At 58.5% G+C, this 14,163-nt stretch carries 12 protein-coding genes; 9 read left to right on the top strand and 3 right to left on the bottom strand.

From position 1 onward, the window contains the following. Positions 1 to 40: 40 nt before the first annotated feature. Together clpA and clpS are read right to left on the bottom strand one after the other, a co-directional pair. Positions 41 to 2,311 carry an ATP-dependent Clp protease ATP-binding subunit ClpA gene (gene clpA, locus ACZ9IM_RS20830; RefSeq protein WP_007905018.1) on the bottom strand — a complete coding sequence of 757 codons (2,271 nt, stop codon included), beginning with the start codon at positions 2,309 to 2,311 and terminating at the stop codon, positions 41 to 43. Between the two features lie 30 nt (positions 2,312 to 2,341). Then, the gene (gene clpS, locus ACZ9IM_RS20825) at positions 2,342 to 2,704 is read right to left on the bottom strand and encodes an ATP-dependent Clp protease adapter ClpS (protein WP_015094394.1); all 363 of its coding nucleotides are present in this window, start codon (positions 2,702 to 2,704) and stop codon (positions 2,342 to 2,344) included. Between the two features lie 224 nt (positions 2,705 to 2,928). On the opposite strand from clpS, the gene ACZ9IM_RS20820 reads away from it, so the two are divergent. Next, positions 2,929 to 3,210 (top strand): cold shock domain-containing protein, encoded by a 282-nt coding sequence (locus ACZ9IM_RS20820; RefSeq protein ID WP_427622869.1) that lies wholly within the window; start codon positions 2,929 to 2,931, stop codon positions 3,208 to 3,210. 59 nt (positions 3,211 to 3,269) lie between these two features. Here ACZ9IM_RS20820 and icd read toward each other — a convergent pair whose 3' ends face one another. Continuing rightward, on the bottom strand, positions 3,270 to 4,526 hold the full coding sequence (gene icd / locus ACZ9IM_RS20815) for an NADP-dependent isocitrate dehydrogenase (RefSeq protein ID WP_007905029.1): 1,257 nt from the start codon (positions 4,524 to 4,526) through the stop codon (positions 3,270 to 3,272). Positions 4,527 to 5,019: 493 nt separating this feature from the next. Between icd and ACZ9IM_RS20810 the strand changes: the two genes are divergently transcribed. The 8 genes from ACZ9IM_RS20810 to ACZ9IM_RS20775 all read left to right on the top strand — a co-directional run bounded on the left by ACZ9IM_RS20810 (position 5,020) and on the right by ACZ9IM_RS20775 (position 13,887). After that, positions 5,020 to 7,245, top strand: coding sequence for an NADP-dependent isocitrate dehydrogenase (locus ACZ9IM_RS20810; RefSeq protein ID WP_305426269.1), 2,226 nt, complete (start codon positions 5,020 to 5,022; stop codon positions 7,243 to 7,245). 213 nt (positions 7,246 to 7,458) lie between these two features. Beyond that, on the top strand, positions 7,459 to 7,905 hold the full coding sequence (locus ACZ9IM_RS20805; protein WP_007905033.1) for an NUDIX hydrolase: 447 nt from the start codon (positions 7,459 to 7,461) through the stop codon (positions 7,903 to 7,905). Positions 7,906 to 7,964: 59 nt separating this feature from the next. Beyond that, the gene (mnmA, locus tag ACZ9IM_RS20800; RefSeq protein ID WP_476224862.1) at positions 7,965 to 9,098 is read left to right on the top strand and encodes a tRNA 2-thiouridine(34) synthase MnmA; all 1,134 of its coding nucleotides are present in this window, start codon (positions 7,965 to 7,967) and stop codon (positions 9,096 to 9,098) included. Further along, positions 9,095 to 9,718 (top strand): high frequency lysogenization protein HflD, encoded by a 624-nt coding sequence (hflD, locus tag ACZ9IM_RS20795; protein ID WP_008068314.1) that lies wholly within the window; start codon positions 9,095 to 9,097, stop codon positions 9,716 to 9,718. Before mnmA ends, hflD begins: the two co-directional genes overlap by 4 nt. Before the next feature lie 127 nt (positions 9,719 to 9,845). Continuing rightward, on the top strand, positions 9,846 to 11,216 hold the full coding sequence (purB, locus tag ACZ9IM_RS20790; protein WP_123493780.1) for an adenylosuccinate lyase: 1,371 nt from the start codon (positions 9,846 to 9,848) through the stop codon (positions 11,214 to 11,216). A gap of 86 nt (positions 11,217 to 11,302) precedes the next feature. Next, the gene (locus ACZ9IM_RS20785; RefSeq protein WP_427622872.1) at positions 11,303 to 12,472 is read left to right on the top strand and encodes a ribosomal protein uL16 3-hydroxylase; all 1,170 of its coding nucleotides are present in this window, start codon (positions 11,303 to 11,305) and stop codon (positions 12,470 to 12,472) included. Further along, positions 12,465 to 12,890 (top strand): GNAT family N-acetyltransferase, encoded by a 426-nt coding sequence (locus ACZ9IM_RS20780; protein ID WP_007905044.1) that lies wholly within the window; start codon positions 12,465 to 12,467, stop codon positions 12,888 to 12,890. The genes ACZ9IM_RS20785 and ACZ9IM_RS20780 overlap by 8 nt, the downstream gene beginning before the upstream one ends. A 235-nt stretch (positions 12,891 to 13,125) precedes the next feature. Continuing rightward, a complete protein-coding gene (locus ACZ9IM_RS20775) occupies positions 13,126 to 13,887 on the top strand; it encodes a secretin N-terminal domain-containing protein (RefSeq protein ID WP_476224861.1) in 762 nt (253 codons plus the stop codon). The last annotated feature ends 276 nt before the right edge of the window (positions 13,888 to 14,163 follow it).

Below are 14,163 nucleotides of genomic sequence, written 5' to 3'. Positions count from 1 at the left end.
GGCGCCAATCGGCGCCTTTCTGCTTTGTTGCGGTTTAACGTCAGGCCATTTCAGCCGTGGTCTCGAACTCGAAGGTCAGCTCGCCGTCCTTGAGGTCGATGTGTACCACACCACCATGGTCGGCCAGTTCGCCAAAGAGGATCTCTTCGGCCAGTGGACGCTTGATCTTGTCCTGGATCAAACGCGCCATTGGACGAGCGCCCATTGCCGTGTCGTAGCCACTCGCTGCCAGCCAGCCGCGCGCTGCGTCCGTCACTTCCAGCTGCACGCGCTTGTCTTCCAGCTGCGCCTGAAGTTCGGTAAGGAACTTGTCCACCACGCTTTTGATGACCTCATGGCTGAGGCGACCAAACTGGATAATGGTGTCCAGACGGTTACGGAATTCCGGCGTGAAGCTCTTCTTGATCACTTCCATCGCATCGGACGAGTGGTCCTGATAGGTGAAACCGATCGAAGCACGCGCTGCAGTTTCGGCACCGGCGTTGGTCGTCATGATAACGATCACGTTACGGAAGTCCGCCTTGCGCCCGTTGTTATCGGTCAGCGTCCCGTGGTCCATGACCTGCAACAGCAGGTTGAAGACTTCCGGATGCGCCTTCTCGATTTCATCGAGCAACAGCACGCAGTGAGGCTGCTTGGTGATGGCTTCGGTCAGCAAACCGCCCTGATCGAACCCGACATAGCCTGGAGGTGCACCGATCAGACGCGATACGGTGTGGCGTTCCATGTACTCGGACATGTCGAAGCGAACCAGCTCGACACCCAACGCCTTGGCCAGTTGCCGCGCGGCTTCGGTTTTACCGACACCGGTCGGCCCTGCGAACAGGAACGAACCGACTGGCTTGTCAGGCGACTTGAGGCCGGCACGGGACAGTTTGATCGCAGTCGACAGCGAGTCGATCGCCGCATCCTGGCCAAAGACCGTGAGTTTCAGGTCACGCTCAAGGTTACGCAGCAGCTCTTTGTCGGAACTGGTGACGTGTTTTGGCGGAATTCGCGCGATTTTCGCAACGATGTCCTCGACCTGAGGCACTTCGATACGTTTCACGCGCTTCTCGATCGGTTGCAGACGCTGATAGGCGCCCGCCTCGTCGATGACGTCGATGGCCTTGTCCGGCATGTGCCGGTCATTGATGTAACGCGAGGCCAGCTCCGCAGCGGCGCGCAGGGCTTCATCGCTGTATTCGATGTTGTGGTGCGCTTCGAAACGGCCTTTCAGGCCACGCAGGATGCCAATGGTGTCTTCCACCGAAGGTTCCGACACATCGACCTTCTGGAAGCGCCGAGCCAGGGCACGGTCCTTCTCGAAGATCCCACGGAATTCCTGGAACGTGGTCGAACCGATGCAGCGAATATCGCCCGAAGACAGTAATGGCTTGAGCAGGTTCGAGGCATCCATGACGCCACCGGACGCAGCGCCCGCACCGATGATGGTGTGGATCTCGTCGATGAACAGGATCGCCTGCGGACGTTTTTTCAGCTCATTGAGCAGCGCCTTGAAGCGCTTCTCGAAATCGCCGCGGTATTTGGTCCCGGCCAGCAAAGCCCCCAGATCGAGGGAATACACCACGCTGTTGGCCAGCAGATCCGGTACCTGGTTGTCGACAATGCGTTTGGCCAGGCCTTCGGCAATCGCGGTTTTACCCACGCCTGCCTCGCCCACCAACAGCGGGTTGTTTTTGCGACGACGCGCGAGGATCTGCGCGACACGCTCGACTTCCAGCTCACGGCCTACCAACGGATCGATACGACCCTGGCGCGCGAGTTCGTTGAGGTTGCTGGCATAAGCATCCAGAGGATTGCCTGAAGAAGAAGACTCACCGCCCTCGTCGTCCTGCATATCTTGTTCACCTTCAGAGTGATCGCCATGCCCTGGCACTTTGGAAATGCCATGGGCGATGTAGTTGACGACATCGATGCGCGCAACGCTCTGCTGTTTCAGCAGAAACACTGCCTGACTCTCTTGCTCACTGAAGATTGCGACCAGCACGTTAGCACCAGTCACCTCGCGTTTGCCCGAGCTCTGTACGTGAAAGACAGCACGTTGCAGTACACGCTGGAAGCCCAGGGTTGGCTGGGTTTCACGATCCTCGTCATGAAGAGGGATCAATGGCGTGGTGGAGTCGATGAACTCCTGCAGATCATGCTTGAGTTTGTCGAGGTTTGCGCCGCAGGCACGCAAAACGGTGGCGGCAGCCTCATTATCCAATAGGGCCAACAGCAGGTGTTCGACGGTCATGAATTCATGACGCTTCGAACGAGCCTCCTTGAAGGCAAGATTGAGGGTGACTTCGAGCTCGCGGTTTAACATAGCTTCACCTCATACCCAAGTGGTCGGCGATTAACCGTCCTTCTCGATTTCACAGAGTAGCGGATGCTGGCTTTCCCTGGCGTACTGGTTGACCTGCATGGCCTTGGTCTCCGCGATGTCGCGGGTAAACACTCCACATACTGCCCGTCCTTCTGTGTGGACGGCCAGCATGACCTTGGTCGCCAGCTCGCGATTCAGGTTAAAAAACACCTCGAGCACTTCGACGACGAAATCCATCGGTGTGTAGTCATCGTTGAACAAAACCACCTTGTACATCGGTGGCGCCTGTAGAGCAGGCTTAGCCTCCTGAACAGCAATGCCTGCGGAATCGTCGTCGTGTAAATCAGGGCGATCCTGATTGAATGTTAGTCGAATCTGGCTAATTGCATGCATGGAAAGAAAGGTTCGTCAGTTGTGCAAATACAGTGGTGGGGGCTGTTATGAACGTTTTCAACTCCGACTGCCCGGTCACCTTGACTATCGGAAAATCGGTGTTACAACCAATAGAGCCCACAGTGGGTAAAAAAGGTCCGCGGAGTCAATCTATTTGCAAGATTAGACTGCGGATTAACTGGATGATACTCCAGTGATGGAGTCTGTTGCAGAGGGATATGGGTATGGCTGTCGGTAAGGTGAAATGGTTCAACAATGCCAAGGGGTTCGGTTTCATTAACACCGACGCCAGAGAAGGCCGCGACGAGGATGGAAAGGAAATCGATTTCTTCGCCCACTATTCGGCCATTGTGATGGACGGATACAAGACCCTCAAGGCCGGACAAATCGTTAGCTTTGAGATCATTCAGGGCCCCAAAGGGCTGCATGCAGTAAAGATCGCGGCTGCCACCCCTTCGAACGAACAGAGCACCCCTGCCACCCGGCAAGAAACAGTGTCGAGCTGACGCAGCTCGTCATCCAGTCATAAAAAAACCGCCCGAAGGCGGTTTTTTTGTCAGCTGGTTTACATGTGCGAGATCAACGCATCACCAAACGCAGAAGACGACAGCAGTTTTGCGCCCTCCATCAGACGTTCGAAGTCATAGGTCACGGTTTTTGCGGAAATCGCGCCGTTGGTGCCTTTGATGATCAGGTCGGCCGCTTCGGTCCAGCCCATGTGACGCAGCATCATCTCGGCGGACAGGATCAACGAACCCGGGTTGACCTGGTCCTTGCCGGCGTACTTCGGCGCAGTACCGTGGGTGGCTTCGAACATGGCCACGGTGTCGGACAGGTTGGCACCCGGCGCGATACCGATACCGCCCACTTCGGCCGCCAGGGCGTCGGAGAGGTAGTCGCCGTTGAGGTTCAGGGTCGCGATTACATCGTATTCGGCCGGGCGCAGCAGGATCTGCTGGAGCATGGCGTCGGCGATGGCGTCCTTGACGATGACGTTCTTGCCGGTTTTCGGGTTCTTGAACTGCATCCACGGACCGCCGTCGAGCAGGGTCGCGCCGAATTCTTCAGCGGCCACTTCGTAGGCCCATTCCTTGAAGGCACCTTCGGTGAACTTCATGATGTTGCCTTTGTGCACGATGGTCAGCGAGTCGCGGTCGTTGTCGACCACATACTGCAGGGCCTTGCGCGCCAGACGCTTGGTGCCTTCCAGGGACACCGGCTTGACGCCGATACCGCAGTTTTCGTCGAAACGGATCTTGGTGACGCCCATTTCTTCTTTAAGGAACTTGATGACCTTGGTCGCTTCCGGCGAACCGGCTTTCCATTCGATACCGGCATAAATGTCTTCCGAGTTTTCACGAAAGATGGTCATGTCGACATCGCCTGGCTTCTTGACCGGGCTCGGTACGCCTTCGAACCAGCGCACAGGACGCAGGCACACATACAGGTCGAGTTGCTGACGCAGGGCCACGTTCAGCGAACGAATGCCACCGCCGACCGGGGTGGTCAGAGGGCCCTTGATGGAAACTACATAATCCTTGACCGCGTCCAGGGTTTCCTGAGGCAGCCAGGTGTCCTGATCGTAAACCTGAGTCGCTTTCTCCCCGGCGTAGACTTCCATCCAGGAAATTTTGCGCTCGCCGCCGTAAGCTTTCTTAACAGCAGCATCGACAACCTTGATCATGACCGGGCTGATATCAACGCCAATACCATCGCCTTCGATGAAGGGGATGATCGGGTTGTTAGGAACATTGAGAGAATGGTCTGCGTTGACGGTGATTTTGTCGCCGACGGCTGGAACCTGAATCTTCTTGTATCCCATGCTGTACTCCATTGTTTGGATTGAACATCTGGCTGCGTTCGAGCGTACCCCAGTTAAATCGGCGCGCAAACCCTATGTTCCACCCATCTGCCGCAAAGCTGCACAGTTCGCGACGTACAAGCCTGAAAGCAAAGGGAAAAGCGCCAAACTCAAGCACGGCGAACGACTCTACGCGTCGCACTCACCTGCGACCTTTAGACCAATGGACGAAAAACGTTGCATATGAACCATCGGCAGATTGCCAGCTACCTATGTATAATGCCGCCGCTGACCACAGAGTCACGACGGCCGACCGCTCTATTACAAGACGTTGGGCCCGAATAAGCCGGATTGTTACCGCAGTCCACCCGCTTGACGCTCGACTGATGCACCCAACATCACCGCGAAGAAAACTCGACATTCGGCTCATGGATGACTTTGAACGAACGCGCTTACCCGGCGCCCCTCGAGTTTCTGCGCACGCTTTAGCAAAGAAGAGAGAGTTAATCCGAATATGCCCACCCGCTCGAAGATCATCTATACCTTCACCGACGAAGCCCCAGCCCTCGCCACCTATTCACTGTTGCCTATCGTAGAGGCTTTCACCGCCTCGGCTGATATCGCCGTTGAAACCCGCGATATCTCTCTTGCAGGGCGCATTCTGGCCAGCTTCCCCGAGCAATTGGGTGACAAAGCCGTAGCCGACCACCTCGCCGAACTGGGCGACCTGGCCGTTACGCCTGAAGCCAACATCATCAAGCTGCCGAACATCAGCGCTTCGGTTCCGCAACTGCAGGCCGCGATCAAAGAGCTGCAAGCCCAGGGCTTCGCACTGCCGGACTACCCGGAAACCGTGACCAGCGATGCCGACAAGCTCGCCAAGTCGCGTTACGACAAGATCAAGGGCAGCGCCGTAAACCCGGTTCTGCGCGAAGGCAACTCTGATCGTCGTGCACCGCTGTCGGTCAAGAACTACGCGCGCAAGCACCCGCACAAAATGGGCGCCTGGGCCAAAGACTCCAAGTCCCACGTCGCTCACATGAGCACCGGCGATTTCTACGGCAGCGAAAAAGCCGCCCTGATCGACGCCGCTGACGCCGTCAAAATCGAACTGATCGCTCAAGACGGCACCACCACCGTCCTGAAAGAAAAAACCACCGTGCAAGCCGGTGAGATTCTCGATTGCGCAGTCATGAGCAAAAACGCGCTGCGCAGCTTCATCGCAGCCGAGATCGAAGACGCCAAGCAAAAAGGCGTGTTGCTGTCGGTTCACCTGAAAGCCACCATGATGAAGGTCTCCGACCCGATCATGTTCGGCCAGATCGTTGCCGAGTTCTATAAAGACGCCCTGGCCAAGCACGCTGACGTGCTGGCACAGATCGGCTTTAACCTGAACAACGGCATCGGCGACCTGTACGCTCGTATCAAGGCCTTGCCTGCCGAGCAACAAGCGCAGATCGAAGCGGACATCCAGGCGGTCTACGCCGTCCGTCCGTCGTTGGCCATGGTCAACTCCGACAAAGGCATCACCAACCTGCACGTGCCGAGCGACGTCATCGTCGACGCTTCAATGCCGGCAATGATCCGTGACTCCGGCAAGATGTGGGGCACTGATGGTCAGCTGCACGACACCAAGGCTGTGATCCCGGATCGCTGCTACGCCACCATCTACCAGGCGGTGATCGAAGACTGCAAGGCTAACGGCGCCTTTGATCCAACCACCATGGGCAGCGTGCCAAACGTTGGCCTGATGGCGAAGAAAGCCGAAGAGTACGGCTCCCACGACAAGACCTTCCAGATCAAGGCAAACGGCGTGGTTCGGGTTTCCGACAGCGCTGGCCGCACTCTGCTGGAACAGTCGGTTGAAGCCGGCGACATCTTCCGCATGTGCCAGACCAAAGACGCGCCGATCCAGGACTGGGTCAAACTGGCCGTCAACCGTGCTCGCGCAAGCGCAACTCCGGCGATTTTCTGGCTGGACCCAATGCGCGCCCACGACGGCGTAGTGATCGAGAAAGTTCAGGCCTACCTGAAGGACCACGATACTTCTGGCCTGGACATCCGCATCATGTCGCCCGTCGACGCGATGAAGTTCACCCTGGACCGCACCCGCGAAGGCAAGGACACCATCTCGGTGACCGGCAACGTATTGCGCGACTACCTGACCGACCTGTTCCCGATCATGGAACTGGGCACCAGCGCCAAGATGCTGTCGATCGTGCCGCTGATGAACGGCGGTGGCCTGTTCGAAACCGGCGCCGGCGGTTCGGCACCGAAGCACGTTCAACAGCTGCTGGAAGAAAACTTCCTGCGCTGGGATTCCCTGGGCGAGTTCCTGGCCCTGGCTGCTTCCCTCGAGCACCTGGGTGTTACCTACAACAACCCTAAAGCGCTGGTGCTGGCCAAGACCCTGGATCAGGCCACCGGCCAGTTCCTGGACAACAACAAGTCGCCATCGCGTAAAGTCGGCAACATCGACAACCGCGGCAGCCACTTCTACCTGGCGCTGTACTGGGCACAAGCCCTGGCCGCCCAGACCGAAGACGCTGCACTGCAAGCGCAGTTCGGCGAACTGGCCAAAACCCTGACCGAGAACGAAGCGACCATCGTTGCCGAGCTCAACGCCGTGCAGGGCAAGCCAGTGGACATCGGCGGTTACTACCACGCCAATGCCGAGCTGATCAGCAAGGCCATGCGCCCGAGCAACACCTTCAACGCCGCGATCGCTGCGTTGGTTTAAGGTTGTAAGGGAACATCACAAACCCCGGCCTCGTGCCGGGGTTTGTGTTTGTGGCGTTCATACATATTTATCTGTCAGAACCCGAACCTGTGGGAGCTGGCTTGCCTGCGATGGCGGTTTATCATTCAAGATTGATATCGACTGACCCACCGCCATCGCAGGCAAGCCAGCTCCCACAGGATCGAGTTTCAACATCCAAATTGAGGAAGTCTTATGGACTGGCTACCCCACATCACCGTCGCCACCATCGTCGAAGACAATGGTCGCTTCCTGATGGTCGAAGAACTCAAGCACGGACAAACGGTACTCAACCAACCCGCCGGCCATCTGGACCCGGACGAAACCCTGATCGACGCCGCCGTGCGTGAAACCCTCGAAGAAACCGGCTGGGACGTCGAGCCGACCGGGGTGGTGGGCATTTATCTCTACACCGCCCCGAGCAATGGCGTGACTTACCAGCGGGTCTGCTTCACCGCAAAACCGCTCAAACACCACCCGGATTATCAGCTGGATGACGGTATCGTCGGCGCAAAATGGCTGACGCGTGACGAACTGCTGCAACAGCGCGCAAACTGGCGCAGTGAGCTGATCATCCGCTGTATCGATGATTATCTGGACGGTAAACACTTCAGCCTCGAGCTGATCCGCCCTTCTCTTTAGCCTTGCAGGCTTGAGCCTGCTAGAATCGCGTCCTTTTTCAAGACACTCATTGAATCCCTATGCGTGATCCAGCCCCTTCTGACACACAAAAGAAGCGCGTTATTGTCGGCATGTCCGGCGGCGTGGACTCTTCCGTTTCCGCTCTCCTGCTGATCGAGCAGGGTTATGAGGTGGAAGGCCTGTTCATGAAGAACTGGGAAGAAGACGATGGAACCGAATACTGCACCGCCATGGATGACCTGGCGGACGCTCAGGCCGTGTGCGACAAGATTGGCATCAAGCTGCATACCGCCAACTTCGCCGCCGAATACTGGGACAACGTGTTCGAACATTTCCTGGCCGAGTACAAGGCCGGTCGAACGCCGAACCCGGACATCCTCTGCAACCGCGAAATCAAGTTCAAGGCGTTCCTCGATTACGCCATGATGCTCGGCGCCGACCTGATCGCCACCGGCCACTACGTGCGCCGCCGCGACATCGATGGCCGCACCGAATTGCTCAAGGGCCTGGATCCGAACAAGGACCAGAGCTACTTCCTGCACGCCGTCGGCGGTGAACAGATCGCCAAGACCCTGTTCCCGGTCGGCGAGCTGGAAAAACCCGAAGTGCGCGCGATTGCCGAGAAACACGACCTGGCCACCGCAAAGAAAAAGGATTCCACCGGTATCTGCTTTATCGGCGAACGCCGCTTCAGCGACTTCCTCAAGCAATACCTGCCGGCCCAGCCGGGCGAGATCAAGACCACCGAAGGTGAAGTCATCGGCCGTCACCACGGTTTGATGTACCACACCATCGGCCAGCGTCAGGGCCTGGGCATCGGCGGCTTGAAAGACGCCGGTGACGAGCCGTGGTATGTGCTGATCAAGAACCTGGAACACAACGAGCTGATCGTTGGCCAGGGCAATGATCACCCTTATCTGTTCTCCCGCGCCCTGCTCGCTTCGGACATCTATTGGGTCAACCCGATCGATTTGACCGAGCCACGCAAGCTGACCGCCAAGGTGCGTTATCGCCAGAGCGACCAGCCTTGCACGCTGGAAAAGACCGCCAGCGGCTACCGCGCGACCTTCGATGACCCGCAACGCGCAGTCACCCCGGGTCAATCCGTGGTGTTCTACGACGGTGAAATCTGCCTCGGCGGCGGCGTGATCGAAGTGGCCGAACCCTGGACCAGCAAGGGTCAGCGTTCATGAGCCCGACTCAAGAGCAACTGACGGCCCTGGGCGGCGTGTTTCTCGCCGCCGTACTGGTCGACAAGATCGCCAAGAGCGGCCAGACCAACGAAGCCGGCCTGACCTGCATGCTCGGCAGCCTGTTGATTCGCGACCCCAAGGACACGCTGGAAGTCTATGGCGGTGACGACATCAATCTGCGTGAAGGCTACCGCGCATTGATCGGTGCCCTGGAGCGCGACCCCAGCACCCTTCAGCGCGAACCTCTGCGCTACGCCCTGGCGATGCTGGGGCTGGAGCGTCAGCTGGCCAAGCGCGACGACATGCTGGAAGTGATCGGCAAGCGTTTGCCGCAGATTCAGTCCCAGGTCGAACACTTCGGCCCGGCTCACGAAAACGTGATCGCCGCCTGCGGTGCGCTGTATCAGGACACCCTGAGCACCCTGCGCCAACGGATTCAAGTGCATGGCGACATGCGCAACCTGCAGCAACCGAGCAATGCCTCGAAGATCCGCGCGCTGTTACTGGCCGGAATTCGATCGGCGCGCCTGTGGCGGCAGTTGGGCGGTCATCGCTGGCAGTTGGTGATCAGCCGGCGCAAGCTGCTTAAAGAGCTTTACCCGCTGATGCGCAGCAGCTGAACCGCGCCCGCAATACCGTTTTGTAGTCAGTAACGCGTAATACGCCGGTCAGTTGGCAACGGACCGGCGGATTTTTTCATGTATGATACGCGCCCCATTTCGTTGCCCGACTGTCCGAGAACACCCCATGCAGCTCTCTTCGCTCACTGCGGTTTCCCCTGTTGACGGCCGCTACGCCGGCAAAACCCAGGCCCTGCGCCCAATTTTCAGCGAATACGGTCTGATCCGTGCTCGCGTCCTGGTTGAAGTGCGCTGGCTCCAGCGCCTGGCCGCTCACCCTGCCATCAGCGAAGTGCCGGCGTTCTCTGCCGAAGCCAACGCGGTGTTGAACACCCTGGCGGAAAACTTCTCTCTGGAGCACGCCGAGCGTGTCAAAGAGATCGAGCGCACCACCAACCACGACGTCAAAGCCATTGAGTACCTGCTCAAAGAGCAAGCAGCCAAGCTGCCGGAACTGGCTGCCGTCAGCGAATTCATCCACTTTGCCTGCACCAGCGAGGACATCAACAACCTGTCCCACGCCCTGATGCTGCGCGAAGGCCGTGATGACGTGATGCTGCCGCTGATGCGCCAGACCGCCGAAGCCATCCGTGAACTGGCGATCCGTTTCGCTGACGTACCGATGCTGTCACGCACCCACGGTCAACCGGCATCGCCGACCACCCTGGGCAAAGAGCTGGCGAACGTGGTTTACCGCCTGGAGCGTCAGATCGCTCAAGTCGCCGCCGTTCCGCTGCTGGGCAAAATCAACGGCGCTGTCGGCAACTACAACGCTCACCTGTCGGCCTACCCTGAGATCGACTGGGAAGCCAACGCCCGCGCCTTCATCGAAGACGAGCTGGGCCTGGGCTTCAACCCGTACACCACACAGATCGAACCGCATGACTACATCGCCGAGCTGTTCGACGCGATCGCGCGCTTCAACACCATCCTGATCGACTTCGACCGCGACATCTGGGGCTACATCTCCCTGGGTTATTTCAAACAGCGCACCATCGCTGGCGAAATCGGTTCCTCGACCATGCCGCACAAGGTCAACCCGATCGACTTCGAAAACTCCGAAGGCAACCTCGGGATCGCCAACGCACTGTTCCAGCACCTGGCGAGCAAGCTGCCGATCTCCCGCTGGCAGCGCGACCTGACCGACTCCACCGTACTGCGCAACCTCGGTGTCGGCTTCGCCCACAGCGTGATTGCCTACGAAGCCAGTCTCAAAGGCATCAGCAAACTGGAGCTCAACCAGCAGAAGATTGCTGCTGACCTGGACGCGTGCTGGGAAGTATTGGCCGAGCCGATCCAGACTGTGATGCGCCGCTACAACATCGAAAACCCGTACGAGAAATTGAAAGAGCTGACTCGCGGCAAGGGCATCAGCCCTGAAGCGCTGCAGACCTTCATCGATGGCCTGGACATGCCTGCGCAAGCCAAGGCCGAGCTGAAACTGCTCACCCCGGCCAACTACATCGGCAACGCTGTAGCGCAAGCCAAACGCATCTGATCGACCGCTTTACCCGTTTGAGACGCCCGGCAGCGCCGGGCGTTTTTATTCCCGTCTGAAAAGTGCTTTTTTTCAATAGGTTACACATGAATCCTGACATTCCTCTTCAACTTCTGGGCGGCATCACGGCGCGCGAATTCCTGCGTGACTACTGGCAGAAAAAACCCCTGCTGATCCGTCAGGCGATCCCTGATTTCGAAAGCCCGATCGACGCCGACGAACTGGCCGGCCTTGCGCTGGAAGAAGAAGTCGAATCGCGCCTGGTAATCGAGAACGGCGAGCGTCCTTGGGAATTGCGCCGTGGTCCGTTCGCCGAAGACGAATTCAGCAAACTGCCGGAACGTGACTGGACCCTGCTGGTTCAAGCGGTCGACCAGTTCGTGCCGGAGGTCGCTGAGCTGCTGGAGAACTTCCGCTTCCTGCCGAGCTGGCGCGTCGACGATGTGATGATCAGCTTCGCCGCCCCGGGTGGCAGTGTTGGCCCGCACTTCGACAACTACGATGTGTTCCTGCTGCAGGGCCACGGCAAGCGCAACTGGAAAATCGGCCAGATGTGCGATTCCGAGAGCAAGCTGCTGCCACACGCGGACCTGCGCATCCTCGCCGACTTCGAAGCCACCGATGAGTGGGTTCTGGAGCCGGGCGACATGCTCTACTTGCCGCCCCGTCTGGCTCACTGCGGTGTGGCCGTTGACGACTGCATGACTTACTCGGTCGGTTTCCGTGCACCGAGCGCCTCTGAAGTGCTGACTCACTTCACCGACTTCCTCAGCCAGTTCCTGACCGATGAAGAGCGCTACACCGATGCCGACGCCCTGCCGGCGGTCGATCCACACCAGATTCAGCACGACGCCCTTGATCGCCTGAAAGCTTTGCTGGCCGAGCACATGAGCGACGAGCGCCTGCTGCTGACCTGGTTCGGCCAGTACATGACCGAGCCGCGTTACCCGGAACTGGTCGTCGGCCCGGAAGAAGTCGAAGAAGAAGACTTTCTCGCCAGCCTGGAACAAGGCGCGGTGCTGATCCGCAACCCGAGCGCGCGCCTGGCCTGGTCTGAAGTCGATGATGACCTGCTGCTGTTTGCCAGCGGCCAGAGCCGTTACCTGCCGGGCAAACTGCGCGAACTGCTGAAGATGATCTGCGCCGCCGATGCGCTGCACGTCGACAACCTTGGCGAGTGGCTGAACGACGAAGACGGCCGCGGCCTGCTGTGTGAGCTGGTCAAGCAAGGCAGCCTGGGGTTTGCTGATGAATAAAATTCACGTACGTGTCGCAGACTGGCAAAAGGATAACGCCGAGATCCGGCGCATTCGTGAGACGGTGTTCATCGCTGAGCAATCCGTTCCGCCTGAGCTGGAATGGGATGCTGATGACGCAACGGCAGTCCACTTCCTGGCCTTTGAAGGCGACTTCCCGATCGGCACCGCTCGGCTGTTGCCAGATGGTCACATCGGCCGGGTGTCGGTGCTGAAGGACTGGCGCGGCTTGAAAGTCGGCGATGCGCTGATGCAAGCGGTGATCGGTGAAGCCGAAGAGCGCGGACTGAAGCAGCAGATGCTGAGCGCGCAAGTGCAGGCCACGGCGTTCTATGAGCGTTTGGGCTTCAGCATGGTCAGTGAGGAATTCCTGGAAGCCGGGATTCCGCATGTGGACATGGTGCGTCACTCCGCCTGAATCCCTGTAACTGATCGTTCCCACGCTCCGCGTGGGAATGCCTCTTGGGACGCTCCGCGTCCCCTCGCGGCAGTGACGCGGAGCATCACAGGCTGCATTCCCACGCGGAGCGTGGGAACGATCACGCCCCGCCATCCTCGGATGTCGGGGCGTTTTGCTGTCTACGATTCAACTTGCCCCACCGCAGGCCGACAAACTGGCAATATCAAGACTTTAAAGGCCGGAGATAACGGATATGTCCCTACGCACCCTGCTCACCACGCTGCTGCTGACCTGCAGTTTTTCGGTCATGGCCGCCACCGAGATCGTGCCCTTGAACTATCGCACCAGCGCCGACCTGTTGCCGGTGGCGCAGAATTTCATTGGCAAGGACGGCCAGGTCAGCGCCTATGGTAATCAGCTCATCGTCAACGCAGAACAGCGCACGATCGACGAACTTAAGGCCTTGATCAGCCAACTCGATGTGGCCGCCAAGCGCTTGCTGATCACCGTCGATACCAACGAAAACAACTTCCAGGGTGATCAGGGTTATTCGGTAAACGGTGCCAAGCCGAGCCAGACTCGCATCATCAACCGCAGCACCGACAGCCGCGACGGCGGTATCCAGCAGGTTCAGGCCAGCGAAGGCACACCGGCGCTGATCCAGGTCGGCCAGAGCATGCCGCTCACCAGCACCCAGACCGACAGCTATGGCGACCTGCGCAGCCAGACCGAATACCGCAATGTCACCCAAGGCTTCTACGTCACCGCGAGCGTCACCGGCGACATCGTTCATCTGGCAATCAGTACTAACCGTGACCGGATGAGCCAGGAACGTCCCGATGTAGTGAATGTGCAAAGTACCGACACAACCGTCACGGGTCGACTGGGTGAATGGATCACCCTGGCCGGCGTGAACCGCCAGACTCAGGCCGACAAACAGGGCCAGACCCGCAGCTACTCGACTCAGGGCCGGGACGACATGACCCTGCGGGTGAAAGTCGATACTTTGGACTAAACCACCGAAAACTGACTGATTAGTCGTATTAGACCAAAGATGTAGTGCTTAAAAAAAAGCACTACAAAACGTTTGACGAGCCAAAAAAGCAAAGGCATGATGGCCTCGCTCCCGCTAATCAGAGGCCCTGGCAAGGGCTTTCGAGTTGCTGTTCGCACCTACCCCGCGAGCCGATTCGTGTCTGTACCGCCCACAAGGTGTGTTTGACGAGGTTGCCGACTGGAACGAAGTTGTCCCGAGGGACGGAAGCGTAATTAGGTAACCCGGCTCCACACT

This window comes from Pseudomonas sp. TE12508 (genome assembly GCF_056279485.1).
Note: the sequence above shows the minus strand (reverse complement) of the source record. Positions and strands in the feature narration are given on the sequence as shown.

Coding starts and splice junctions, on each gene's coding strand:
- clpA (WP_007905018.1), bottom strand. CDS start 2,311: ATGTTAAACCGCGAGCTCGAAGTCACCCTCAATCTTGCCTTCAAGGAG.
- clpS (WP_015094394.1), bottom strand. CDS start 2,704: ATGCATGCAATTAGCCAGATTCGACTAACATTCAATCAGGATCGCCCT.
- ACZ9IM_RS20820 (WP_427622869.1), top strand. CDS start 2,929: ATGGCTGTCGGTAAGGTGAAATGGTTCAACAATGCCAAGGGGTTCGGT.
- icd (WP_007905029.1), bottom strand. CDS start 4,526: ATGGGATACAAGAAGATTCAGGTTCCAGCCGTCGGCGACAAAATCACC.
- ACZ9IM_RS20810 (WP_305426269.1), top strand. CDS start 5,020: ATGCCCACCCGCTCGAAGATCATCTATACCTTCACCGACGAAGCCCCA.
- ACZ9IM_RS20805 (WP_007905033.1), top strand. CDS start 7,459: ATGGACTGGCTACCCCACATCACCGTCGCCACCATCGTCGAAGACAAT.
- mnmA (WP_476224862.1), top strand. CDS start 7,965: ATGCGTGATCCAGCCCCTTCTGACACACAAAAGAAGCGCGTTATTGTC.
- hflD (WP_008068314.1), top strand. CDS start 9,095: ATGAGCCCGACTCAAGAGCAACTGACGGCCCTGGGCGGCGTGTTTCTC.
- purB (WP_123493780.1), top strand. CDS start 9,846: ATGCAGCTCTCTTCGCTCACTGCGGTTTCCCCTGTTGACGGCCGCTAC.
- ACZ9IM_RS20785 (WP_427622872.1), top strand. CDS start 11,303: ATGAATCCTGACATTCCTCTTCAACTTCTGGGCGGCATCACGGCGCGC.
- ACZ9IM_RS20780 (WP_007905044.1), top strand. CDS start 12,465: ATGAATAAAATTCACGTACGTGTCGCAGACTGGCAAAAGGATAACGCC.
- ACZ9IM_RS20775 (WP_476224861.1), top strand. CDS start 13,126: ATGTCCCTACGCACCCTGCTCACCACGCTGCTGCTGACCTGCAGTTTT.